27 protein-coding genes and 1 tRNA gene are annotated in these 23,624 nt (G+C 65.6%); 19 read left to right on the top strand and 9 right to left on the bottom strand.

Going from position 1 to position 23,624, the window contains the following annotated elements:
- The first annotated feature begins 71 nt into the window (after positions 1-71).
- Positions 72-263, top strand: a complete 192-nt coding sequence (locus AAYO93_RS06525; protein WP_345764188.1) for a hypothetical protein — start codon at positions 72-74, stop codon at positions 261-263.
- A 143-nt stretch (positions 264-406) separates the two neighbouring features.
- Entirely contained in the window at positions 407-829 is a 423-nt protein-coding gene (locus AAYO93_RS06520) for a hypothetical protein (protein ID WP_345764187.1), read from the top strand.
- Positions 830-874: 45 nt separating this feature from the next.
- Here the strand turns inward: AAYO93_RS06520 and AAYO93_RS06515 are convergent, their stop codons facing one another.
- A complete protein-coding gene (locus AAYO93_RS06515) occupies positions 875-2,251 on the bottom strand; it encodes a glucose-6-phosphate dehydrogenase (protein ID WP_345764186.1) in 1,377 nt (458 codons plus the stop codon).
- Between the two features lie 29 nt (positions 2,252-2,280).
- On the opposite strand from AAYO93_RS06515, the gene AAYO93_RS06510 reads away from it, so the two are divergent.
- The 4 genes from AAYO93_RS06510 to AAYO93_RS06495 are packed head-to-tail and all read left to right on the top strand — an operon-like array spanning position 2,281 to position 6,054.
- Complete coding sequence (locus AAYO93_RS06510) at positions 2,281-4,059, top strand: glycoside hydrolase family 15 protein (protein WP_345764185.1); 1,779 nt, start codon at positions 2,281-2,283, stop codon at positions 4,057-4,059.
- Positions 4,060-4,076: 17 nt separating this feature from the next.
- Positions 4,077-4,388, top strand: a complete 312-nt coding sequence (clpS, locus tag AAYO93_RS06505) for an ATP-dependent Clp protease adapter ClpS (RefSeq protein WP_345764184.1) — start codon at positions 4,077-4,079, stop codon at positions 4,386-4,388.
- Complete coding sequence (locus AAYO93_RS06500; protein ID WP_345764183.1) at positions 4,385-4,897, top strand: DUF2017 domain-containing protein; 513 nt, start codon at positions 4,385-4,387, stop codon at positions 4,895-4,897. The genes clpS and AAYO93_RS06500 overlap by 4 nt, the downstream gene beginning before the upstream one ends.
- On the top strand, positions 4,894-6,054 hold the full coding sequence (locus tag AAYO93_RS06495; protein ID WP_345764182.1) for a cation:proton antiporter: 1,161 nt from the start codon (positions 4,894-4,896) through the stop codon (positions 6,052-6,054). Before AAYO93_RS06500 ends, AAYO93_RS06495 begins: the two co-directional genes overlap by 4 nt.
- Before the next feature lie 93 nt (positions 6,055-6,147).
- Here AAYO93_RS06495 and AAYO93_RS06490 read toward each other — a convergent pair whose 3' ends face one another.
- Together AAYO93_RS06490 and AAYO93_RS06485 are read right to left on the bottom strand one after the other, a co-directional pair.
- Entirely contained in the window at positions 6,148-7,275 is a 1,128-nt protein-coding gene (locus tag AAYO93_RS06490) for a hypothetical protein (RefSeq protein WP_345764181.1), read from the bottom strand.
- A gap of 212 nt (positions 7,276-7,487) precedes the next feature.
- Positions 7,488-9,392: a DUF222 domain-containing protein gene (locus AAYO93_RS06485; protein ID WP_345764180.1), complete on the bottom strand. Its 1,905-nt coding sequence runs from the start codon at positions 9,390-9,392 to the stop codon at positions 7,488-7,490.
- A gap of 215 nt (positions 9,393-9,607) precedes the next feature.
- On the opposite strand from AAYO93_RS06485, the gene AAYO93_RS06480 reads away from it, so the two are divergent.
- The 4 genes from AAYO93_RS06480 to AAYO93_RS06465 all read left to right on the top strand — a co-directional run bounded on the left by AAYO93_RS06480 (position 9,608) and on the right by AAYO93_RS06465 (position 12,882).
- A complete protein-coding gene (locus tag AAYO93_RS06480; protein WP_345764179.1) occupies positions 9,608-10,402 on the top strand; it encodes an oxidoreductase in 795 nt (264 codons plus the stop codon).
- A gap of 108 nt (positions 10,403-10,510) precedes the next feature.
- Positions 10,511-10,858: a YciI family protein gene (locus tag AAYO93_RS06475; RefSeq protein ID WP_345764178.1), complete on the top strand. Its 348-nt coding sequence runs from the start codon at positions 10,511-10,513 to the stop codon at positions 10,856-10,858.
- 26 nt (positions 10,859-10,884) lie between these two features.
- Positions 10,885-12,141, top strand: a complete 1,257-nt coding sequence (locus AAYO93_RS06470) for an RNA polymerase sigma factor (protein ID WP_345764177.1) — start codon at positions 10,885-10,887, stop codon at positions 12,139-12,141.
- A 51-nt stretch (positions 12,142-12,192) separates the two neighbouring features.
- Complete coding sequence (locus AAYO93_RS06465) at positions 12,193-12,882, top strand: YoaK family protein (RefSeq protein WP_345764176.1); 690 nt, start codon at positions 12,193-12,195, stop codon at positions 12,880-12,882.
- Between the two features lie 18 nt (positions 12,883-12,900).
- Here AAYO93_RS06465 and AAYO93_RS06460 read toward each other — a convergent pair whose 3' ends face one another.
- The 3 genes from AAYO93_RS06460 to AAYO93_RS06450 form a co-directional block, all read right to left on the bottom strand.
- Positions 12,901-13,584 carry a class I SAM-dependent methyltransferase gene (locus AAYO93_RS06460; RefSeq protein WP_345764175.1) on the bottom strand — a complete coding sequence of 228 codons (684 nt, stop codon included), beginning with the start codon at positions 13,582-13,584 and terminating at the stop codon, positions 12,901-12,903.
- Positions 13,581-14,048, bottom strand: coding sequence for an SRPBCC family protein (locus AAYO93_RS06455; RefSeq protein WP_345764174.1), 468 nt, complete (start codon positions 14,046-14,048; stop codon positions 13,581-13,583). The genes AAYO93_RS06460 and AAYO93_RS06455 overlap by 4 nt, the downstream gene beginning before the upstream one ends.
- 102 nt (positions 14,049-14,150) lie before the next feature.
- Positions 14,151-15,065 (bottom strand): NAD(P)H-binding protein, encoded by a 915-nt coding sequence (locus AAYO93_RS06450; RefSeq protein WP_345764173.1) that lies wholly within the window; start codon positions 15,063-15,065, stop codon positions 14,151-14,153.
- A 67-nt stretch (positions 15,066-15,132) separates the two neighbouring features.
- On the opposite strand from AAYO93_RS06450, the gene AAYO93_RS06445 reads away from it, so the two are divergent.
- Both AAYO93_RS06445 and AAYO93_RS06440 read left to right on the top strand, forming a co-directional pair.
- Positions 15,133-15,471, top strand: a complete 339-nt coding sequence (locus AAYO93_RS06445) for a metalloregulator ArsR/SmtB family transcription factor (RefSeq protein WP_345764172.1) — start codon at positions 15,133-15,135, stop codon at positions 15,469-15,471.
- An 82-nt stretch (positions 15,472-15,553) separates the two neighbouring features.
- Complete coding sequence (locus AAYO93_RS06440) at positions 15,554-16,003, top strand: hypothetical protein (protein WP_345764171.1); 450 nt, start codon at positions 15,554-15,556, stop codon at positions 16,001-16,003.
- Positions 16,004-16,090: 87 nt separating this feature from the next.
- Here AAYO93_RS06440 and AAYO93_RS06435 read toward each other — a convergent pair.
- A tRNA-Lys gene (locus AAYO93_RS06435) sits at positions 16,091-16,166 on the bottom strand.
- A 159-nt stretch (positions 16,167-16,325) separates the two neighbouring features.
- Here AAYO93_RS06435 and hisN point away from each other — a divergent pair.
- The 5 genes from hisN to AAYO93_RS06410 all read left to right on the top strand — a co-directional run bounded on the left by hisN (position 16,326) and on the right by AAYO93_RS06410 (position 20,892).
- Positions 16,326-17,120 carry a histidinol-phosphatase gene (gene hisN / locus AAYO93_RS06430; RefSeq protein ID WP_345764170.1) on the top strand — a complete coding sequence of 265 codons (795 nt, stop codon included), beginning with the start codon at positions 16,326-16,328 and terminating at the stop codon, positions 17,118-17,120.
- Positions 17,117-17,695, top strand: coding sequence for a septum formation family protein (locus AAYO93_RS06425; RefSeq protein WP_345764169.1), 579 nt, complete (start codon positions 17,117-17,119; stop codon positions 17,693-17,695). The genes hisN and AAYO93_RS06425 overlap by 4 nt, the downstream gene beginning before the upstream one ends.
- A 92-nt stretch (positions 17,696-17,787) precedes the next feature.
- Positions 17,788-18,666, top strand: coding sequence for an ABC transporter ATP-binding protein (locus AAYO93_RS06420; RefSeq protein ID WP_345764168.1), 879 nt, complete (start codon positions 17,788-17,790; stop codon positions 18,664-18,666).
- Positions 18,666-19,910, top strand: a complete 1,245-nt coding sequence (locus tag AAYO93_RS06415; protein WP_345764167.1) for an ABC transporter permease — start codon at positions 18,666-18,668, stop codon at positions 19,908-19,910. Before AAYO93_RS06420 ends, AAYO93_RS06415 begins: the two co-directional genes overlap by 1 nt.
- Positions 19,911-19,914: 4 nt before the next feature.
- Complete coding sequence (locus AAYO93_RS06410; RefSeq protein ID WP_345764166.1) at positions 19,915-20,892, top strand: NAD(P)H-quinone oxidoreductase; 978 nt, start codon at positions 19,915-19,917, stop codon at positions 20,890-20,892.
- A gap of 24 nt (positions 20,893-20,916) precedes the next feature.
- Here AAYO93_RS06410 and AAYO93_RS06405 read toward each other — a convergent pair whose 3' ends face one another.
- Entirely contained in the window at positions 20,917-21,309 is a 393-nt protein-coding gene (locus AAYO93_RS06405) for a MarR family winged helix-turn-helix transcriptional regulator (protein WP_345764165.1), read from the bottom strand.
- Here AAYO93_RS06405 and AAYO93_RS06400 point away from each other — a divergent pair.
- A complete protein-coding gene (locus tag AAYO93_RS06400; RefSeq protein WP_345764164.1) occupies positions 21,302-21,892 on the top strand; it encodes a hypothetical protein in 591 nt (196 codons plus the stop codon). The genes AAYO93_RS06405 and AAYO93_RS06400 overlap by 8 nt on opposite strands.
- Positions 21,893-21,916: 24 nt before the next feature.
- Here AAYO93_RS06400 and AAYO93_RS06395 read toward each other — a convergent pair whose 3' ends face one another.
- Positions 21,917-22,396: an ATP-dependent zinc protease family protein gene (locus tag AAYO93_RS06395; protein WP_345764163.1), complete on the bottom strand. Its 480-nt coding sequence runs from the start codon at positions 22,394-22,396 to the stop codon at positions 21,917-21,919.
- Positions 22,397-22,421: 25 nt separating this feature from the next.
- Between AAYO93_RS06395 and rimK the strand changes: the two genes are divergently transcribed.
- Entirely contained in the window at positions 22,422-23,621 is a 1,200-nt protein-coding gene (gene rimK / locus AAYO93_RS06390) for a 30S ribosomal protein S6--L-glutamate ligase (RefSeq protein WP_345764162.1), read from the top strand.
- Positions 23,622-23,624 lie beyond the last annotated feature (3 nt).

Below are 23,624 nucleotides of genomic sequence, written 5' to 3'. Positions count from 1 at the left end.
AAGGAGCGGATGTCGGACACTGTACCCCGCGGTCCACTGCGACTAGCGTTGGTGCGAACGGAGAGGGCCGAATGCGCAAGTACATCTTCAACGGGGCCGTGCTCAGCGCGGCGCTCGGCATCTGGACGACCGTGCGCCGCACGAAAGAGGGAGCGCGCGACTGGAAGGTCATCCTCCTCTGGATCAGTTCCGCGATCTCGCTCGCGATCGCAATCGGAACGGTCATCGAGGAATCGCGCGAACTCGACGACGAAGCCGAGTAGACGCGCACGCATCCGCGGGGTCTGCAAAGTAGCGCAGATCAACCAGAATCCGTGACGAGACACGCGGCGTGTCCGCCGGAGGTCGCGAGGGGATTCGGGGACACTTATACCAGTTGGTTTGCTCTCCTGGAAGGGGTTCCGCGATGTTCGGTCGCAGACGTCATGTCGCTGCAGTCTCGGCTGCCCCGATTCCGCAGTTGAGTGAGGAGCAGATCCTCGAGCTCGTGCACCAGAAACTGGCGGACTTCGTCGGCGAGCACGGCGAATGGACGGTGAGCCGTCGCGCCGACGCCGACACCGATGCCATCTTCCACAACATCCTCGCGCGCTCCGTCGCCGTCGGCATCACCGCGGCGATCATGGATGCGAAGCGCAAGCTCGAGACCGGTGAAACGGTCGAGGCTGTCGAGCCCGGACTTCACGTCGCCGAGGAGCCCGTCTCAGACCTTCAGCATGACGAGCCCGCAGCGTTCGGCTGGGAGCCCGCACCGATCACGGTGTGGACAGACCTGCGCAGGCCTGTGACCGGGGAGATCCCGGCCATCATCGAGCGCACTGCGGCTTAACCCCGGCGCATACAGTCGCCCGCCGCTCGCAGCGGGCCGGCGCGCTCACCCGATCGGCGGCCAGCCCGACGGGCCCTTCGAACCTGCGCGGTAACCGTCCAGCGGAACCTTGTCCTCGGCCCATTCCTTCAGCACGGGTGCGACGATCCGCCAGCACTCGACCGCAGTGTCGCCGCGGACCGACAGCGACGGATCGCCGTCGAGCACACCCGCGAGCACCTCTCCGTACGCCAGAAGCTGGCCCGGACCGAACTCAGCGGTCAGCGAAGCGCGGTCGATCTCGTGCGGATCCCCCGGGCCGTTGACGTTCAGCTCGAGGGTCATTCCGTCCGGTGCGAGCATGATGCGCAGCTTCGTCGGCTCGTGCGTTCCGCGGAGACCCTTCGGCACGTGCGGCGCCGGACGGAACGTCACCACGATCTCGCGTCTGCGTTCCCCCAGGGCTTTTCCTGATCGCAAGGTGAAAGGCACGCCGGCCCAGCGCCACGTGTCGATCTGGAACGTCGCCTCCGCGAGTGTCTCGATGTTTCGGGTGGGATCCACCCCCTGCTCGTCGACGTAGGCCGGAACCTTCTCAGACCCGACCGTCCCCGCCATGTACCTGGCTCGCCGGCTCGACTCGAGCGGGCTGTCGTTCCAAACGCGGGTCGCCCGGAGTACAGCGCCCTTCGCATCCCTCAGATCCAGTGGCTCGAGCGTCGACGGCGGTTCCATCGCGAGAACGGCGAGCACCTGCAACAGGTGGCTCTGGATCATGTCGGTCAGTGCGCCCGCCTTGTCGTAGTAGCGGGCGCGGCCCTCGAGTGCCAGCGTCTCGTCGTAGATCACATCCACTCGCGCGATGTGATCCGAGTTCCACAACGGTTCGAAGATCCGGTTCGCGAAGCGCAGCCCGAGCAGGTTGTAGACCGTCGAATTGCCCAGGAAGTGGTCGACCCGATGCACCTGGTCCTCGGGAACGAGTTTTGCGAGTTCAGTGTTCAGAGCGATCGCTGAACGACGATCTGTGCCGAACGGCTTCTCCAGCGCAAGTGCCGTCTTCGGAGGCAGCTCGACCTTCTCGAGCGCACGGCAGGCGGCAGCTGCGATCGCCGGGGGCAGGGCGAAATAGATCGCCGGGGTCCCCTCGCAAGCGTCGAGAAGGCGAGCCAGATCGTCCGCCTCCGTCACATCCGCGCTCAGGTATCGCGTGTTCTCGAGCAGGTCGTCGACTGCGGCACCCTTCGCCTTCATCGTCGAGAACGACATGCGCACCACGTGCCGCCAATGCACATCCGTCCAGTCCTCGCTCCCCGCGCCCACCAGCTTCAGGCGCCGGTCGGGCTCGTTCGTGAGCAGCTGCCCCAGTGCCGGAAGGAGGAGTCTGGACGTAAGGTCTCCGCTCGCCCCCAGAATCAGAAGAGTCGTCACAGACTGGGTCATGCCTTTCACAGTACGGCCATACTGAAGATATGTCCCTCCCCATCGAGGATTACGCCCTGATCAGCGATTGCTATACCGGAGCACTGGTCGGGCGCGACGGCAGCATCGACTGGCTGTGCCTCCCACGCTTCGACTCGCCCTCGATGTTCGGGGCACTTCTCGGCTCGGAGGAGCACGGGCGCTGGCTTGTCGCGCCTGTCGACGCGACCGCCCGATCGACCCGGCATTACGAGGGCGACACGATGATCCTGATCACCCGCTGGCGCACCGCTGATGGCGAAGTCGAGGTCACGGACTTCATGCCGTACGGCGACCATCGGGCCGATCTGCTGCGGCGTGTGCGTGGCGTCAGCGGAACCGTCAGGATGCGCCAGGATCTCCGAATCCGGCTCGGCTACGCCACAGCCGTGCCCTGGGTCCGCCAGGAGACCTCCGAGCATCCGAGTGCCCTGATCGCCGTTTCCGGTCCGGACGCACTCGTCGTCCGCGGCGCCACACTCAAAGCATCCGGTCGCAGCCACATCGGCCAGTTCGATGTCAAAGCCGGGCACGTCGTCGACCTCAGCCTGACCTGGTTCAAGTCGTACAAATCGACCCCGCCTCCCCCGGACGTCGAAGGCGCACTCGAGCAGGCTCGCACCTGGTGGATGGACTGGGCTGCGGGATGCAGTCACGACGGTCCGTACCGCAAAGAAGTCGTGCGCTCACTTCTCATTCTTCGTGCGCTCACCCACCTGCGCACCGGCGGCATCGTCGCTGCGGTGACCACCTCGCTGCCGGAGAGCTTCGGCGGCGACCGCAACTGGGACTACCGCTACGTCTGGCTGAGGGATGCGTCCCTCACCATCTCCGTACTGCTCGCGCACGGTTACAGCGACTTCATCGATCACTGGCGGGACTGGCTCCTGCGCGCCGTCGCGGGAGACCCGGCCGACGTGCAGATCATGTACGGGCTCTCCGGCGAACGCAACCTCGACGAACGCATCCTGACCTCCCTGCCCGGCTACCAGGGCGCGTCTCCCGTTCGGATCGGGAACGCCGCCTCCTCCCAGTTCCAGGCGGACGTGATCGGCGAAGTCATGCTCGCCCTCGACAAAGGACGCCGCAGCGGCGTCGAGGAGACCCGGTTCTCCTGGGCGTTGCAGCGAGCTCTGCTCGGCTACCTCGAAGAGCACTGGCGGCGGCCGGATCACGGGATCTGGGAGATCCGTGGGGAACCGCGTCACTTCACGCATTCGCGCGTCATGGTCTGGGCAGCGTTCGATCGCGCAATCTCAGCCGTCGACGAATACGGACTCGACGGTCCGGTCAAGCGGTGGCGCAAACTACGGGACGAGGTGAGAGCCGATATCGAAGCGAACGGATACGACAGGCTGCGTCACACCTACGTCCAGTTCTTCGGTTCGCGCGACGTCGACGCATCGCTTCTGCAACTCGCCCAGGTGGGCTACTGCGACTACGACGACCCGCGGATGCTCGGCACAGTCGCCGCGATCGAAAGGGATCTCCTGCGCAGCGGTCTCCCCCTTCGCTACCGCACCGAGAGCGGTGTCGACGGGCTCACCCCGGGTGAGCATCCGTTCCTCGCATGCTCCTTCTGGCTGGTCGAGCAGTACGCGAACTCGGGTCGGGTCGTCGACGCGCGTGCGCTGATGGACCGGCTGCTCGGGTTCGCGAACGACGTGGGCATGCTCAGCGAGGAATACGACGTCGAAGGCCGATCCCAGGCGGGCAACACGCCGCAGGCGCTGACCCACCTCGCACTCGTGCGCGCCGCGGATGCGATATCGACCGCCGAACGGTCCTGAAATGGGATGATGCAGGGATGACCTCTGCTTCGGCCGCGACGATCGCCCCGGGAACCCGGGAGGACATCGTCACGGACAGCGTGACCGAACTCGGTTCCCCCTGGGTCACCATCGTCTGGAACGACCCCGTCAACCTGATGTCGTATGTCACCTACGTCTTCCAGACCTATTTCGGGTTCGCGCGTGCGGAAGCCGAAAGGCTCATGCTTCTCGTGCACAACGAAGGTCGGGCTGTCGTCTCGACCGGCCCCCGCGAGGAGATGGAACGCCACGTCGAAGCCATGCACGATTACGGACTGTGGGCGACGTTGACGAAGGCGGATCTATGAACGGATTCCATGCGGACGCCGGCGGATGCGCGGTCGCATCCTTCGCGCCGGAAGAAGCCGCCCTCCTGGTTCAGCTGGCCGGGGAGAGTGCCGAACTGGTCGACCGTGCACGCCACAGCGACGTTGCGCCCACCGATCCCGCGGTCATCCGGTTGCTGCCTGACGCGTATCCGGACGACCCTGCCGCATCCGCCGAATTCCGCCGGTTCACCACCGACGGACTCGCTCAGCGCAAAATCCTGAACGCTCGCATCGTCGTCGAGATGCTCGCCGGTTCTGACGGGAGCGATCCGATCGTCGTCCGTCTCGACGAGGCCGCATCTCTGGCCTGGCTGCGCACCATCACCGACATCCGTCTCGTGCTCGGAGCCAGACTCGGCATCGTCCAGGATGGCGACGAGGGCGATATCCACGATGACGAGACCGCGCTGCTGCGGGCTCTCTTCGACTGGTTGGCGTTCCTGCAGGAAACACTGATCGACGTGCTCGACGCGTCGCTCGAGCGATGACCTTCGTCACGCTCGCGATCGTCTCGGTCGCCGCGCTCGCCGGACCCCTTCTGGCGCTGAAGAAGAGCTGGCACATTCCCATCGTCGTCGGCGAACTGTTCGTGGGCATCCTTCTCGGTGCCACCGGTCTGCATATCGTGGATGCACACGACCCGATCCTCTCGTTCCTTGCCGAACTCGGTTTCGCGCTGGTCATGTTCGTGGCCGGTTCTCGGGTTCCGGTGCGGGATGCTGCTGTGCGCTCCGCCGTCGGCGCAGGTCTCATCCGTCTCGTCGTCGTGGCCGGAATCTCGACAGCTATCGGCGTTCTCGTCGCGACAGCATTCGGGAACTCTCATGCGCCGCTCTATGCCGTCCTCATGGCTTCGTCGTCGGCGGCTCTGATCCTGCCGATCATCGGAGGACTCGGTCTCGGCGGACGTCGCGTGCTTCAGATGACCGCGCAGGTCGCCATCGCAGATGTCGCCTGTATCGTCGCCGTTCCGCTCGTGGTGGATCCCGCACATGCCGGACGGGCCGCTGTCGGTTCGCTGGTTGTGATCGTGTGTTCCGTCGCGCTCTTCTTCGTCTTGAACGCTGCGGAACAGTCCGGACTGCGTCACCGCATGCACAAGGTCTCCGAGCAGCGCGAGTTCGCGCTCGAGCTGCGGATCGACCTGATCATCCTGTTCGCCCTCGCCGCTCTTGCCGTGTTTGCCGGCATCTCGGTGATGCTCGCCGGTTTCGCCCTCGGTCTGGTCATTGCCGGGGTCGGAGTGCCGCGCAGGCTCGCGCGTCAGGTCTTCGCCATCACCGAAGGGTTCCTCGGGCCGCTCTTCTTCGTCTGGCTCGGTGCCTCGCTCGATCTGACGGGGCTGTGGGCGGAGCCGCGTTTCATGCTGCTCGGTTTCGTGCTCGGTGGCGGCGCACTGATCGCTCACCTGGCGACGCGGCTGGTGGGTCAGCCCGTATCGCTCGGGCTTCTGTCCGGAGCGCAGCTGGGGGTGCCGGTCGCGGCCGTGACGGTCGGTACGCAAACAGGAATGCTGTCTTCTGCGGAGGCGGGCGCTGTGATCGTGGGTGCGCTGGTCACTGTCGTGGTTGCGACGGTCAGTGGTGGGTCGGCTTCACGGCGCGGATTCACCACGAAGAGTGCGGACCGCGTCGAGAAGGCGTGAGCGGATGCGCTGCCCGTGTCGGGCACGCGAAGCCGGTCGGGTTGTGCAGCCGGGTCAGGGTTGCGCACGCGGGTCGGGGTTGCGCAGCCGGCGTCAGATCGGGAACCTGACCGCAGCCGCCGATGCACCCCCGCCTGGCACATCTTCTGCGCGCACCGCGAACACTTTCGCCTTCGACGTCAGTGACCGTCGCAGGATCTCGTCGATCACGCCGTAGTTCGACGTCTCGTCTTCGTCGTCATCAGCGAACGTGATCACACCCGTCTCGTCGTCGATCGTTCCAGGGACACGGCGGTCGATGTCGAAGACCAGAGTCTCGATTGCACCGTAGGTGGCTGCTCGCGCGATGTCGCTCAGGTCGCCGGTCGCCGTGCCTGCGGCCATTCGCGCCTCGAAGTCGTCTTTGAGCTCTGCCGTCTTCGCCGCGTACACCTCGTCGAGGATTCCCCTCGCGGAGGCAGCCAGTTCTTCTTCACTTCGCTCTTCCGGGTTTCCCGTGATCGCCGTCTCGACCAGGCGCGGGTAGTCGCAGACTCCGCGATAGATGCCGAGGAGCGGTTCTGCCGCTGCAACGATGAGCGGTTCGGTCGAGTTCGCGAACATCGGGCGCAGAGCGCGATCGATCGCCTGGGAGTATTCGAGCATCCGCACTTTCTGCCCCTCGGACCCACGTACACGGCCTGCAGAGCTGCGGTCGTCGATCGTGGTCCGTCCCACGAAGCTCGTCAGGTCGTGCGGCAGCCCGGCAACCTCGACGACCTCCGCGGGTGCTTCCGGCGAGATCTTCACAAGGCGGACCGAGTTCTGTGCGAGTGCGAGGATGTATGCCGATTGCGGGAACGTCACCGTTCGAAGGAGCGGTTTGATGTAGAACCGGTCGGAGACATCGCACGACGACGAGAGCCGGTTGGGAAGGCGGAAGGTCTCGCTCAAGTCTCCGTTAAGGAACACCGCCAGGCTGCGGGACTGGTAGCGCCAGAAATCCCGGTTCTCGACGATCACCTCACCTTCAGCGGCGATCGCGCCGATCTGCGCCTTGGGTATCTTGAGGGCTTCCAGGTCGCGGATCGCTTGTGCAAGATGGTTTTTCAGTTCGATTCGGGCGACGTCCGCGTCGGCAGGAAGGGGCCCCGAGCGAAGGTAGATCGACACGCTTCCGGGTTCTCGGATCGCCGCAATTCTTTCGATGTCGGCTCTGGTCGGGATGTCTTTGTACTCCATGCGAGCGTCCCCCTCTAGGTCGAGCGCCGGTTCGAGCCGGGTAGTCGCGGACAACCGCGACGTCGGGCCTGCACTGGTCGCCAGTCTAGAAGCGGGCACCCGTGGGCGAAAGGGCGCGGTGGGATTTCGGGTCCGTTCATTATCGTTTCTGTCAGGTGCGACGCATGCTGCTGCTGCTGCTGGGTTCTCCGGTCCGGTCGTGAGTGGGCTCACTATGGTGCTGAGCCCGGGAGGCGGAGTCGTCCGCCTCGGCGCGGTGTCCGGGTTGGGTCGTGGTGGGCGGGTGGGGTGAACCAGGGGGTGTTGTCCCGGATGTGAATGTCCCAGCCGTCGTCGTGCACCCGATGATGATGCTGCGAACACAACAGGATCCCGTTGTCCAGGTCGGTCGGGCCGGTATCGCGGTCCCACCAGCGGATGTGGTGCGCTTGCGCGTAGGAGGGTGGGTGGGGGCAGCCGGTCCAGGCGCAGCCGTCGTCGCGTTCGGCGAGAGCAAGTTTCTGTGCCGGGGTGAACAGCCGTTTGCTGCGGCCCAGGTCGAGGACTTCACTGTTTCCGCCGAGGACCATCGGGATCAGTTGGGCGTCGGCGGCGAGGCGACGGGCGGTGCCGGCGCTGACCGGGGTGAGGGTTTCGTCGATATGGGCGGTGCCGTCCCCGCTGCGCAGGTCATCCAACCCGACCCGGACGATCATCGTCACCGGCGGCCGGGTCGCCGGGCTGCTGCAGCCGGCCAGGTGCCGGAAGGCGTCGACCGCCCCATCCGACCGGAGCTGTGCCAGGGTGCGCGACTCGGGCATGATCGGCGACGGGTCGGCCGATCCGTCGGTGGCTGGTCCGCCCGCGTCTGCTCCGCCCGCGTTGGCTCCGTCCGCGTGGGCTCCGCCCTCGGCTGCTCCGCCTGCAGCAGATCCGCACCCGGCAGATCCGCCCTCGGCCGCTCTGCTCGCAGAAGATCCGCCCGCGTCGGCTCCGCCCGCGGCTGGTCCGCCAGCGTCGGCTCCGCCCGCGGCTGGTCCGCCCGCGGCTGGTCCGCCAGCGTCGGCTCCGCCCGCGGCTGATCGGCCTTCGGCTGCTTCGGTCCGGCTCGCGAGCTGGAACCGGACCCCGCCGGCCGAACCGGCGTTTGACGGTGGTCGGCTGACACCGGACCCGGGTTTATCGCGACTGGCCCGGTAGTCCTGGCTGACGTATGCGGTGAGCTGTGGAAGCACATGCCCGGCGGACTCGGCGTCGAGGTACCAGTTGATGTGGGTCATCCCGTCCCGAGTGACGCTGATCGTCAACGACCGGCGGCGGCGCTGCATCTGTTCGCGCGGTTCGGTGCCGTCCTGATCGAGCCGCTCCCGCACCTGCACCGCCAGCTTGGCCAGCTGCTCCACCGTCAACCCGGGCGCATGCTCGATCAGCACCCGTTCGCCCATCGCCCGATCGTCCAGGCCGCAGCCGGGCCCGGTCTTGACCAGTTCCCGGATGATCGCTCCCGCTTGCTCCACCGACACCCGCGGACGCAGTCCATCGGCAACGTCCCTGGCGTCATCGCCAAGGTTCGCGGCGTCACCGCTGACCGGGTCGTCTCCGTGCTCCGAGCCAGCACCATTGCCGAGCAGCGCCTGGGCGAGATCGGGGAACTCCGCCGGCAGTTCCTCACCCTGCAGGGTGTGCCGGGGTGCTGTCGCCCGGGCTACTCCACATAACTGCCGGGCAGCGGGCAGGGGTGTCTTCCACAGTTCGGCCAGCAACGACTCGACACTCGGGTGCCCGGCCGCCTGCACCGGATCGGCATCCCAATCCAGGGAACGCTCCCGTTCGAGGACCGCGATCCTGTGCACGGCCACAGCGTCCACCGCCGCCCGCACCGCACCCAGGACAGCCAACGACCGCACCATCTCCTGTGCACCGGTCAGCACCGGACCAGCAAGGGAAGCCGAATCAACCGCACTCGCATCCGCCCTGGCGCCGGCGACCGCACCCGCATCCGGCCCTACACCGGCAACCGCGCTGGCACCCGCGTCAACGCCGCCACCCGCGCCCGCGCCGATACCGGCCTCGAGGGCGCGCAGCGCCTCGACGGCAGCGGCGAGCCGGTCGAGGTCAGCGTGCGGTGGGAAGGTCATGACTCAACCCAACCAGCAGCCACCGACATTCGAAGTTGTTAATAAACAGGCCCTGACCTGGCTTTTACCTGTGGATAACTGAACCATGACCGCAATTGTGGAGGAGAGGACGATCCCGCTCTGATCGGGGCTTTCGGCAACCAACACAGACTGCTTGCCTCAACCGGCTCGCGGGTCCTTGACACTGCTACGGCCCGCCACATACCGTCGGCCCCATGGATCTCAACCTGACAGGAAAAGTCGCGGTCGTCACGGGGGCGAGCAAGGGTATCGGCCTGGCGATCACACGCGCGCTCGTCGACGAGGGCGCTTCGGTGGTCGCCGGAGCGCGCGACATCGGAGGCGAACTCGCCGACTTGGAGGCGACCTCGAAGGTCTTAGCAGTTCCCGTCGACCTCTCCACGCCGAACGGGCCGTCCGAGCTCATCGCGCGCAGCGCTCACTTCGGTGGTCTTGACATCGTGGTCAACAACGTCGGAGCCCTCAGCCCTCGAATCGATGGATTCCTGTCGATCAGCGACGAGGACTGGCTCTCGACCCTCAACCTGAGCCTGCTCGCCGCAATCCGCACCACACGCGCCGCGATCCCGCTGCTTCTGGAACGCGGCGGCGGAAACGTGGTGACCATCGCATCCGTCAATGCTTACCTCCCCGACCCCGGAGTCCTCGACTACTCGGCAGCAAAGGCGGCTCTGTGGAACGTGTCCAAATCACTCTCGAAGGAGTATGGCCCGCAGGGACTCCGCTTCAACACGGTCAGTCCGGGTCCGGTGGAGACTCCGCTCTGGCTGGGCGACCATGGAGTGGCCGCAACCATCGCTGCTGCAACAGGCACAGATTTCGAGACCGCGAAAGCGAACACTGTCGCGGCCCAGGGAGGCTTCACCACTGGCCGCTTCACGAGGCCTGAAGAGGTCGCCGACCTGGTGGTTCTGCTGGCGAGCAACCGTGCGGGAAACGTCAACGGATCGGACTTCATGATCGACGGAGGTCTCGTCAAAGGACTGTAGCGATCGGATGCAGTCAGATCGGACGCGATCAGACTGTCGAATTCGCCGCACCCCATTCGTGTAGAGGGTGAGAGTCGGCACCGTGCCGACCATGAACCTGGAGGAATCATGACCCAGTACCTGCTCAGCGTCTACTACCCGGAAGGCGGGAGCATGCCCGACCCGGAGACGCTCGCACAGATCACCGCCAATCTCGAGTCGCTGAACGCCGATCTCCGCAAGGCCGGAGCCTGGGTGTTCGCGGGCGGCCTGTACCCACCCAGTACCGCCACGGTTCTCACCCCAGCGCCCGGGGAGGTGCTCGTGACCGACGGACCGTATGTCGAGAGCAAGGAAGTGCTCGGCGGCTTCTCGATCATCGAAGCTCCGGAGTTGGATGCAGCACTCGACTGGGGCCGCCGCATGGCCGAAGCAATCGGCGTGCCGATCGAGGTCCGGCCCATCCAAAGCGAGTGAAACGCACTCCAGCGAGTAGGACACGGATGCCGACGACCACGACAGAAACCGCCATCACGTCGGTCTTCCGCGCCGAATACGGAAGAGCCGTCGCCATCCTGTACCGCGTCTTCGGGGATATCGACATCGCTGAAGACGCTGTACAGGATGCATTCGAAATCGCGGTGAAACGCTGGCCCGCGGAGGGAACACCGCCGAGCCCAGCAGGCTGGATCATCACCACAGCCCGCAATCGCGCGATCGATCGGCTGAGACGCGACGCGACACGACACGACCGCCATGCGGAAGCAGCCCTGATCCACGCGCAGTCCACGCCGCTCGAGGAGGGTCCGGTGCAAGACGAACGACTTCGCCTGATTTTCACCTGCTGCCACCCGGCGCTCGGGAGGCAGGCACAGGTCGCGTTGACCCTTCGCCTTCTCGGCGGATTGACGACCCCGGAGATCGCCCAGGCTTTCTTCGTCTCCGAAACGACCATGGCACAGCGCATCGTGCGGGCGAAGGGCAAGATCCGCGACGCGCGCATCCCTTTCCGCATCCCCCGCGACGCAGACCTCCCCGATCGGCTCACGTCTGTCCTGGCGGTGATCTACCTGATCTTCAACGAGGGGTACTCTGCCCACGCAGGAGGCGACCTGATCCGCGACGACCTGTGCGACGAAGCCACCCGGCTCGGTCGTCTCCTCGCCCAACTGATGCCAGACGAGCCAGAAGTCCTCGGCCTTCTCGCGCTCATGCTGCTCATTCAGGCACGGCGACCGGCGCGCGTGACGGCCGGCGGCGACCTCGTCCTCCTCGCAGAGCAGGACCGCTCGCGCTGGGATGCAGCCCTCATCGAGGAGGGCCACGACCTCGTCCGGCAGTGCCTGCGTCGCGACCGCCCCGGACCTTACCAAGTGCAGGCCGCCATCAACGCGGTGCACACGGATGCGCGCACATCCGCTGACACAGACTGGCGGCAGATACTGGCGCTGTACGACCAACTCCTCGCGATCGCACCGACGCCCCTCGTCGCTCTGAATAGGGCGGTCGCCGTGTCGGAGGTGGAGGGTCCGGATGCTGCACTGCGTCTCGTGGAGTCCCTCGATCTCGTCGACGTCGTCGCCCTTCACACGGTCAGGGCGGACCTGCTCCGCAGAACCGGCCGCTTCAGTGAGGCCGCCGAGGCTTACACCGTTGCGATCGGCCTCGCAGGAAACACCAGCGAGCGAGCCCATCTCGAGCGCGCCCGCGACGCTCTGCCCGGGCCTTCCGAGAACGGTACGGACGTACCGAGCCGATAGGATTTCGCGGTCGGGTTCAGCACATCGCACACCCGCACAGCGAGGAGAACCATGACGGCCGCCAATCCCACAGACCACGAGCGACTTCACCTGGCTCTCATGCTGGCGCTCACGTTCTCGACAGGAATGATCGACGCCGTCGGCTATCTCGGACTCGACCGCGTCTTCACGGGGAACATGACCGGAAACGTCGTGATCCTGGGCATGGGCCTCCTCGGGGCCGACCACCTTCCGGTGCTCGGCCCCGTTGTCGCACTCGTCCTCTTCATGGGCGGTGCCGCAATCGCCGGACGCGTTCTGCGACCCATCCCCTCAGGCTGGACACACAGGTCCACCACCCTATTCGCCGTCGTGGGCGGCATTCTCGCCGCCGCGGCGATCGTGCTCGCCCCGTTCGGCGGTGCAGTTCCGCTCTCACTTCAATACGTCGCCACAGGAGCGCTCGGCCTCGCGATGGGAATGCAGGCCGCTGCAGCCCGCCACATCGCCGTCAAAGACGTCACCACGGTCGTCGTCACCTCGACCCTCACAGGCCTGGCGGCCGATTCCGTCCTCGGCGCAAAAACGGGTCAAGCCTGGAAGCGCCGGGCCGGCGCGGTCGTGCTGATCGGCCTCGGAGCCCTCGTCGGCGCAGCAGCACTCCACGTCCAGATCGCCCTCGGCCTCGCCATCGCCGCGCTCATCGTCATCACGGTCGCAACGATCGGCCACGTGAGAAAGCCGTCGCTCGACCTGACCTGACCTGACCCGAGACCGACTTCAGTCGGTGAAGGATCCGGGGCCTGACCCGGCGGCGAGGAACGCCGTCCCGAAGCACAGCTCAGTCCACGAGGGCTCAACCAGCCGTTCCTGCATCGCCGCGCGGATCGTCTCCCACGGGCGGCGCGCGATCCACTCGTCGAGCGATGCGGACGTCCGCACCGTCGCGATTCCGAGCCGAGAGAGCCACTCAGGTGTGCTGTCGGGGATCTTGAGATCCAGCACGACCCAGCGACCACCGCCGGAGAGCGCCGCTGCGCCGTGCGCGATCACCTTTCCGGACTCGGGCACCTGCGTCATCGCGTACGTGGACAGGATCGCGTCGACCTCGGCCGGGAAACCGTACTCGGCCGCGTCGGACTGAACAAGGCTGACATTGCTCCAGCCATTCGCCTCGACCCGGTCCCGGGCGCGGGCGAGCATCGCGTCCGTCAGATCGACGCCGACGATCCGGCCACCGGGTCCGATGGCCTCCTGGATCAGCGGGAAGTTCAGGCCAGTGCCGCAGGCGATGTCGACGACCGAGTCACCTTCACGAAGGCCGAGCGCCTCAACAGCGCGCAGACGTTGCCCGCGCTGCGGGTATCCGGGCGCCGGGTAGAGCCGGGAGGTGAAATCGTAATGCCTGGCCTTTTTGCGGTAGATCTCGATCAGCCGCTCTCGGGTGCTGTCGGCCCGGCTCACGGTGACCCCGCGCCCGCCTGCACATCGGCCTCGACTGCGGCTTTGATCGCCGCCATCTCGATGTCGCTCACGCGCTGCACTTGACCTTGGAGCGAGGGGCCGGGGATGGCGCGCATGACATTGGCGAGATCGACCTCCACCCACATCATTGCGTTGGTGTGCAGGTCGCCCTCGGGCTCGAATTCCATTCCCCATCGCGCGACGGACGTGCCCATCGTGCCGACGAATGACATGGAGTGGGGCGGGTCGACGGCTGTCACCTGCTCACTCCGCTTGTGGTTGAACCCCAGATCCTTCGCTCGCTGGTCCACCCACGCGTCCGGGCGCAGCGCACCGCCGTCGCGAATCCGGCACTCCAGCACTGTCGGCGCCCACTCCGACCAGCGTCCGACATCGCACAGATATGCCCACACGTCATCGATGCTCCCGGCGACTGAGATTCGGCTCTCGGTTCTGAATGTCATGGTGTCGGCTCTGGGCAGACGAGTTTCGGTTGCTGGGCCTCGCTGCCCACGTCCTCCTCAGTGAATTACACGAGCCGGAAGCCCACAAGGTTCACATCGCCCTCACACAGCGCGCCGACGCTGCTTGGACCGCCAGTGCATGATTCGTAGATCGTCGAGGCCAAATCGGCCGACAGGAAGCGCGGCGCGTATCCGCTCGTCACTGAACGGGCGTGAGGGGCGGATGTCCTCAGGCAGCTCAGGTGCAGATGGCGCCGGCTCGCTCACACCCTCATCGAGCATCCGGGCTTGGGCTTTGGCGACGAGTGGTACGACCATCGTCCACTCGGTCAATTGTGCGAGCGCTCGTATCGTCCAGACGGGGGCCGGGAAGAAGACGGGCCGACGCCCCGCCACGCGGGCGATCCGGCGCACGGCCTCTCCGAGCGTGAACTCCTCCGCTCCCATCACCGCGACCGTGGGTTCAGGGATGCGGCCCTCAAGGGCTGCGACCAGCACATCGATCGCGTCCTCGACAGGAATCGGTCGGACCGTCCGCTCACGAAAGCCGACGGTCGCGAAGATGGGCACCGTTCGTACTGCACGGGTCACGTGGTTCACCATGTGGTCACCCGGACCGTAGATCATTCCAGCCTTGAGGATCGTGTGATCGATCCCGGAGTGCCGCACGAGCTCCTCGGCGGCCCACTTCGTCTCGTGGTAGGCCGACCCGCAATCGGGTCTCGCACGCAGGAAGCTGACCATGACGATCCGCTTCATTCCCGCTCGACGGGCGGCCTCAACGACCGCGTGAGTGCCCGCAACGTGTACGCGTTCGAACGTCTGGTCGCCAAGCTCGCGATTGATGCCGGCACAATGTGCGACGACGTCGCAGCCTGCGAATGCCGCAGCCAGTGCATCCACATCGTCGATCGAGACGCCGGTACGGCGCGAGACGATCACAGTGTCTGCGGGGTTCAGCCGCTCGGCGAGGTGGCGCCCGACGAATCCAGTACCACCGGTGATCGCAACCCGCATGACCTTGCTCCTTCGCTTATTAGCAATATAGCTAAACTCTATATAGCAATGGTGCTATATTGCAAACATGGCAGATACAGCGAGTGAGGTCTTCGCCGCTCTCGCGCATCCGACCCGGCGACAGATCTTGCAGGACCTCAAGGATGGTGAACTCGCCGCCGGCGAGATCGCCGCGCGATTCAAGGCCACCGGTCCGACCATCTCCCGGCACCTCAGCGTGCTGCGCCAGGCCGGCCTCGTCTCGGAGCGCCGTGACGCCAACCGCATCCTCTACTCGCTCGTGAGCGACAGGCTCGCCCTGTCCGTCGGCGACTTCCTCTCGACCGTGTGCCCGGAACAGATCGTGCTCCGCGAGGTTCGGAAGCGAGGCTCGGACCGTCCCAGCAGCCGCCCGGCCGAGGCATGAGCAGGTGCTAGGACCCCCGAGACACGAGAAACGAACCATCAGCGTCCGACCCGCCGCCGGGTGGCGGCGCTAGGTTCGCATCATGCCATCCGCGCCGAAGCCTGCGGCCACAGGCCGGTTCCGCCCCAGGATCCTGGTAGTGGCTCTGGCCATCGTCGTCGGTTTCGCAGGCTGCCTCGCGTTAGCCTTTGTGCTGCTCAACCCGCAGCCCGTGACGCCCCGGGGTCCTGTCCCCGCCTCGTTCGCCCCAATGTCGACAGTCGCCCGCACGTACGTCGAGGCCGCGAAGCATCACGACTGCGGTATGACCCGGGCGCTGACGACGTCCAACACCTGGGCGTGGTGCGACGACCCGCGACTGATCTCGTACAAACTCCTGTCCCGGACTGGCGATGACGGAGAATGCATGGCCTACATGATCACGATCACCGCGAGCAGCGACGGTTCCATGGATGCAGGCACCGAGCCCTGGTCGTTGTGCTTCCGGCAGACGAAGGCCGGCTGGCGGCTCTGGGACCAGGGTCAGGGCTGAAAGCAGTGGGTTTTCCGCGGGAGACGCACCCAGCACATTACGACAACAGCCCTTGACCAGTAAATTGCCGGTCAAGGGCTGTCTCTATGGTGCACCCCCAGGGACTTGAACCCTGAACCCACTGATTAAGAGTCAGTTGCTCTGCCGATTGAGCTAGAGGTGCAGTCGGTGTCGAATCAGAACCCGAACCGAGGGATAACACTAGCATCCGTCGCGGGCCGGATGCCAGTTGAGCATCACTCGGCCTCTGGCGGGCGGATGCGCGAGCCGAAAATGGCAGCGTGGGCACCGCATCCGGCTATCCCATCACTATTCTGAAAGCGTGACGACCACCCCGGATGCATCGCTCGACGACGACCTCGCACTCGCCCTCCGCCTCGCTGACGCGGCGGACCGCATTTCGAGCGATCGCTTCCGTTCGCTCGACCTGAAGGTCACGACGAAGCCCGACCGCACACCGGTGACGGATGCGGACCAGAGCGTCGAACGCGCCATCCGCGGGTTGGTGGCCGCGGAGCGACCAGCGGACGGCATCCTCGGAGAGGAATACGGGACTGAAGGCGATTCGACACGGCGATGGATCATCGACCCGATCGACGGCACAGCGAACTTCCTTCGCGGCGTCCCGGTCTGGGGAACCCTGATCGCGCTTGTCGTAGACGATGTTCCGCAGGTCGGCGTTGTGAGCTCTCCCGCCCTCGGCAAACGCTGGTGGGCGGCCAGGGGCTCCGGTGCATGGCTGGCCGAAGACGGCGGCGCGTCCCGACGCATCCGGGTGTCGGGTGTGAGTGACCTGGCGGACGCATCCATCAGTTTCCAGAGCATCGCGCAATGGGATGGCGCCGGTTACCTCGACCGCCTGATCGCGCTCACGCGCCGTGTCTGGCGTGACCGGGCGTACGGCGACATGTGGTCGTACATGCTCCTCGCCGAGGGTCTCATCGACGCGGTCGGCGAGTTCGGAGTGAAATCGTACGATGTGGCAGCGCTGATCCCGATCGTCGAGGAAGCCGGCGGACGGTTCACCACGGTCCCCGGCGGCCACGACCTCGACGAGGGCAGTTCGCTCGCGAGCAACGGCCACCTGCACGACGCGCTTCTCGAGGCGCTGGCGTGAAGACGGCAACCCGCCGACGCCTCAGGCCGATGGTCTTCGCACTGATCCTGGCGGTCGCAACGCCGGCACTCACTGCCTGCGTGCCGCCTCCGGTGGTCGACGAGTTCCGTCGGGTCGCGCAGCACTTTCTGAGCAAAGACCAGTCCACACCGACACCCACTCCGACGGACCGGGTCTACCGCGGCAACACGGATTTCGCCGATCTGAGGGTCGGCGACTGTGTCAACGACCTCGTGGCGCTCGATTACACGGTCATCCTCGGACTCAACGTGGTGGATTGCGCCTCCGCGCACGACAGCGAGATCTACGCGCTTCCAAAGCTGTCCGGTTCGTCGGCCTACCCTGGCGACGACGCCGTCCAGGCGCTGGCCGACGATGCCTGCCATGGGGCGTTCGCGCCCTACGTCGGCATCGGGGTCGAGAGTTCTGATCTCGACTACGACTACTACACGCCCACCGAGTCCGGCTGGACGAGCGACGGCGACCGCACCGCGACCTGCGTCGTGTTCCACGACGATGCCCAGACGACGGGCAGCGTGAAGGGTACAGCTGAGACGAGCGTCACTTCGTCATAACGAATACCGAGCGGATGTCGCAGGACGCCGATAAGTTAGGTTCAGTGAGTACAACTTCAGGGCCGCCGCTCGTACACATCGATCATTTCCGGATGGATTTCGGCAAGACGACGGTCATCCGCGACCTGTCGTTCGACATCCAGCGCGGCGAGACGTTCGGGTTCCTCGGCAGCAACGGCTCGGGCAAGACGACGACGATCCGCGCCCTTCTCGGCATCTACCAGCCGACGGCCGGCGTACTCCACATCGACGGTCGTCCGTTCAGCCCCGAGACCGGCGAACGTCTGGGCTACCTTCCCGAGGAGCGAGGGCTCTACAAGAAAGAGTCCGTCATCGACGTGATGGTCTATTTCGGCAAGCTCAAGGGGCTGGCCCGTGACGAGGCCCGCCGGTGGTCGCAGAACTATCTCGAACGGGTCGGCATCCCCGACAAAGAGAAGGTGCGGCTCGACAAACTGTCCGGTGGCCAGCAGCAGAAAGTGCAGCTGGGGGTGACCATCATGAACGATCCCGACCTTCTGATCCTCGACGAACCCACGAAAGGGTTCGACCCGGTCAACCGGCGCCTTCTGATGGACATCATCGACGACCAGAAGAAGGCGGGCTCCACGGTGATGATGGTGACCCACCAGATGGAGGAGGTCGAGCGTCTCTGCGACCGCGTCATCCTGCTGAAAGACGGGGTCTCGCGCGCGTACGGCACGGTCGAGGAGGTGCAGGAGCAGTTCGGCGGAACAGTGGTCCATGTCGATCACGACGGCGTGATCCCCCGGTCGGCTGCCTACACCGTCATCTCGGATGCGGACGGCCACGCTGAACTCGAGGTGACCGGCGATGCGGACCCGGGTGAGATCCTTCGGACGATCGTCGATTCCGGCCTCACCGTGCGACGTTTCGCACCGACGAGGAAATCCCTCGACGACATCTTCGTCGAGGTCTACGGCGCCGAGAACGCGGGAGAGATCGACTGATGGCCAGACACAATCTCGGCACTGTCGTGCGGTTCGAATTCATCCGCACGATCGCCAAACGCCGATTCTGGGTGGCGACACTGTTCGTGCCGGTCCTCCTCATCATCGTGTTCGTGCTCGTCTTCGTGTCGAACAGTTCGACACAGACCTCGGCCGAGGCGCAGAAGAACGCGCACTTCTCGTTCCAGTACACGGATGCGTCGGGCCTGGTGAGCCCGGCGATCGTCGACAGCCTCGGCGGAACGCTCGCGTCGAGCCACGAAGCCGGGGTCGAAGCCGTGAAGGCAGGCGACGTCGACGCCTACTTCGCGTATCCCGCCGATCCCGCCAAGGAGACGATCCAGGTGTTCGGGCAGGACAACGGGCTGTTCGCGAACGGCAAGTACTCGTCCGTGGCGGAGTCGATCCTGCAGGCCAGCGTCGAACAGAAAGTGAATTCGCCCCAGACGACAGCGATCCTCCAAGGGTCTGTGAACACGAATACGACGACGTTCAAGAACGGGTCGGTGTCGGGCGGGTTCAATGCAGTGGTGCCGGCGCTGTTCTTCCTTGTGATCTTCTACATCGTCATCCTGCTGCTCGGCAACCAGATGCTGAACTCCACACTCGAAGAGAAGGAGAACAGAGTCACCGAGATGATCCTGACGACCATCAACCCGACCAGTCTGATCATCGGCAAGGTGGTCTCGCTGTTCATGATCGGTCTCGTGCAGATGCTTGTCTTCGCCGTGCCGACTGTGTTGGCGTATCTGTTCTTCCGACAACAGCTCAGCATCCCCGAGCTCGATCTCTCGCAGTTCGTGTTCGACCCCCAGACGATGATCATCGGCGTGTTGATCCTGCTCGGCGGATTCTCTCTCTTCACGGGCACCCTCGTGGCGCTCGGTGCGGTGATGCCCACGGCGAAGGATGCGGGACCGATCTTCGGCGCCCTGATGATCCTGATCTTCATCCCCTTCTATACAGTGACCCTGGTCGTGAGCGACCCGAACGCATTCATCGTCCAGGTCTTCACGTTCTTCCCGTACTCGGCGCCAGTGACGGCCCTGCTGCGCAACGCATTCGGCACTCTCCCGCTGTGGCAAGCGATCTTCGTGATCGTCGAACTGTTCGTGCTTTCGGCCATCGTCCTGCGACTCGCCGTTCGGCTGTTCCGTTACGGATCGATCGAATACACACGCAAGGTGTCGATCCGCGATGTGCTCGCCCGACGGCCCGTCACCGAGGCAGAACCGAGCCGGTGAGCAGATGCGGGCGATAACGGTTCCGACCCCCGGCGGCCCTGAGGCCATGCTCCTAGCCGACGTGGCCGAGCCGACAGTCGGTGACCGCGATGTCCTGATCAGGATCACGGCGGCAGGCGTGAACGGTGCTGACCTGTCCCAGCGTCGGGGCCATTACAACCCGCCACCAGGCGCGCCGGAATGGCTGGGACTGGAGGTCTCCGGCGAGATCGCCGCCGTCGGCTCTGCCGTGTTCGAGTGGGCACCGGGCGATCAGGTCTGCGCACTTCTCGCGGGCGGCGGATACGCCGAGTTCGTCGCCGTCGACGCCGGCCTCGTGCTCCCGGTGCCGCCCGGTGTCGACCTGGTCGAAGCCGCCGGCCTCCCCGAGGTCGCGGCCACCGTATGGTCGAACGTCTACGGGCACGCTCAGCTCCGCCCCGGCGAGACCCTGCTGGTCCACGGCGGGTCGAGCGGAATCGGATCGATGGCGATCCAGCTCGGCGTGGCAACCGGTGCGCACGTGATCACGACTGCGGGTTCAGCCGAGAAGGCCGCCTTCTGCCGCAACCTCGGCGCTGACGTCGCCATTGACTACACGCAACAGGACTTCGTCGAGGTGGTCGCCGACGCAACTCACGGAACCGGAGCGGATGTCGTACTCGACATCGTGGGTGGCGACTACCTCGAACGCAACATCCGCGCGCTCGCCCGCGAGGGCCGGATCATGGAGATCGCGAGCCGCCGAGGTCCGTCCACCTTCGACATCAATCACCTGATGATGAAGCGCGGGCTGATCTGGGCGACGACCTTGCGAGCCAGACCGCTCGCTGAGAAGGTCGCAATCATCGCGGAAGTGCGGGAACACGTGTGGCCGCTCCTCGAATCAGGTCGCGTTCGCCCGATCATCGATTCTGTTTTCCCGATCGAGGATGCGGCACAGGCCCACATCCGCATGGAGTCGTCCAGGCACATCGGCAAGATCCTGCTCCAGGTGCGCTGAGCGGCTTGCGTGACCACCTGACCGTCAGGGTTCCGGCCAGTCGCCCGCGTTGAAACGCTCCATCAGGTCGGCGAACGTCTGCAGATCGCTTTCCGACCAGGAGGCGAGCCGCTCGTTGAGGGCCGTGAGCACTTCGTCGGCGAGCCGACGTCGCGACTGATCCCCCGCATCCGTCAGCGCGAGCCCTTGCCCGCGCACATCGGAACCGGAGTCGCGCACTTCGACGAGGCCGAGATCGACGAGGTTCGCGACCTGGCGGGAGACGGTGGACTTGTTGAGCTGGAAGTGCGCCGCGATTTCGACGTTACGACAGCCCGGGTGTGCTCCGATGTACGTGACGAGCGACTGGTCGACGAGCGACAGCGACGCATAGCCGCGTCGGGCCCGGGCTGCGCCGCGCCGGCTGATCGTGGTCAACCCGTCCTGCCTGCTCGTCGCACTGACCGTCGGCTCATACGCCAGCGCGATAGCCGTCGCAGCTGTCACGGCCAGGATCGCCGTCGGGTGGCGCCTCGGCATCGGCGCCGCAGTGGCCGCTGTGATCGCGGCGATCGGGGTCGTCGTGGCGGGTCCGATCTACCAGGTCGTCGATGGAAACCAGTGGGGTGTCTGGCTGCTGGCCTGGCTGTACTCGTTCGGCATCGTCTCGATCGGCGTCGGACTCCACTCCGTTCTCGGCAAGTGGACGACACCCACCCTGACCGCGCTGTTCGTCATGCTCAACGTGACGAGTTCCGGTGGCGTCTTCCCCGCATCCCTGCTCCCGCCGCTGTTCGCGGGGCTCAACACGTTCTGGAACGGCGCGGCCTGGCTCGACGCCGTGCAGTCACTCCTCTACTTTCCTGGCCGCGCATTCGGCTTCGACGGGTTGCGCCTGGCTCTGTGGGCCGCAACGGGAATCGTCCTCGTCGTGGTGACCCACCTGTGGAGCGTGCGCAAGCGCCGGCTCGCCGACGACACGATCAGCGTCACCGAGGAAGACGAGGTCATCGCGGCCTGACCGGACCCCACGGGCGCCTCCCGGCTACTCCCTTCCGCGGTTGCGGCGGCGGATGAGCCGGGGGGCACGACCGCCGAGGAACGACTCGCCCGGGTCGACGATGAAGCCCTGCCGCAGGGCCTCACGACCGATGAGCATGCGGAATCCCATCTGGTCCCGGTTGCTCAGCGTCGTCTCGGCCATCACGGTGCGTCCGAAGAGTTCGACCTCCAGAAGCACAACGATGCGTTCCTCGCTGTGACCGGACGAGCTCCGCACCAGTCGGCGGTCGTACACCGGGCACTCGACCTCGACGAAGTCGCGGTCCGACTTCTGCCACGGCCGAACATGAAAACGCACACGATCACCGTCTTCGCCCGCAAGCTCCTCGACGTCGAACGCGTGCAGGGCTGAGCTGCGCGCACCGGTGTCGAGTTTCGCCTTGATCCATGGAACTCCGATGCCGGGGAGGCTCACCCATTCGCGCCAGCCTGCGATGGTGCTTGAATGGAAGTCTGTTTGCACTCCACCATCTTTGCAGGGGCACACGATGAAACTGGCGATCCTCTCGCGCGCCCCGCAGGCGTATTCCACTCAGCGACTCCGCGCGGCCGCGCAGCAACGCGGCCATCAGGTCAAAGTACTCGACACGTTGCGCTTCGCGATCGACCTGTCCGGCAACGAGCCCGACCTTCAGTACCGCGGTCGACTGCTCTCCGACTATGACGCGGTGCTCCCCCGCATCGGCAACTCGATCACCTACTTCGGCACGGCTGTCGTGCGCCAGTTCGAGCAGATGGACGTCTACACGCCCAACACGGCGAACGGCATCACGAACTCCCGGGACAAGTTGCGGGCAACGCAGATCCTGTCGCGGCACAACATCGGGATGCCGGCCACGGCGTTCGTGCACAGCCGGGCGGATGTGCGGCTCGCCATCGAGCGCGTCGGCGGCGCCCCTGTGGTCATCAAGCTTCTCGAGGGAACCCAGGGCATCGGCGTCATCCTCGCCCCCGAGGTGAAGATCGCTGAGGCGATCATCGAGACGCTGCATTCGACGAAGCAGAACGTGCTGATCCAGAGCTTCATCTCGGAGAGCCGCGGCCGCGACATCCGTGCACTCGTCGTCGGAGACCGCGTCGTCGCCGCGATGCGACGCGTGGCGAGCGGCGACGAGTTCCGGTCCAATGTGCACCGGGGTGGCACGGTCGAACCCGTTGAACTGACTCCGGCGTACGAGCAGGCGGCCGTGCGTTCAGCACAGATCATGGGACTGCGCGTGGCCGGCGTCGACATGCTCGAAGGCAACGACGGTCCACTCGTCATGGAGGTGAACTCGTCTCCGGGTCTCGAAGGCATCGAGCGGGCGACCAGCCTCGATGTGGCCGGTGCCATCATCGATTTCATCGCCAACCAGGTCGCGTTCCCCGAGATCGATGTCCGCCAGAGGCTCAGCGTCTCCACCGGCTACGGAGTCGCGGAATTGCTCGTGCACGGCAACGCCGACCTGGTCGGCAAGACGATCCGGGACTCGGGTCTCGGCGACCGCGACATCACCGTTCTGACCCTGCACCGCGGTGCCGCGGTCATCCCGAATCCGCGGGGTGGTGTCGAGCTCGAGTCCGGCGACCGTCTGCTCTGTTTCGGCAAGCTCGAAGAGATGCGTTCGATGATTCCGGAGCGCCGTCGTCGCCGGGCGAAGGTGCGGAAGCTTCCGAAGGAGCCGATCCCGGAGGTTGTGGCTCCGTAACTC

It is taken from the genome of Diaminobutyricibacter sp. McL0608 (assembly GCF_039613825.1).
GTDB lineage: Bacteria > Actinomycetota > Actinomycetes > Actinomycetales > Microbacteriaceae > Diaminobutyricibacter.
Note: the sequence above shows the minus strand (reverse complement) of the source record. Positions and strands in the feature narration are given on the sequence as shown.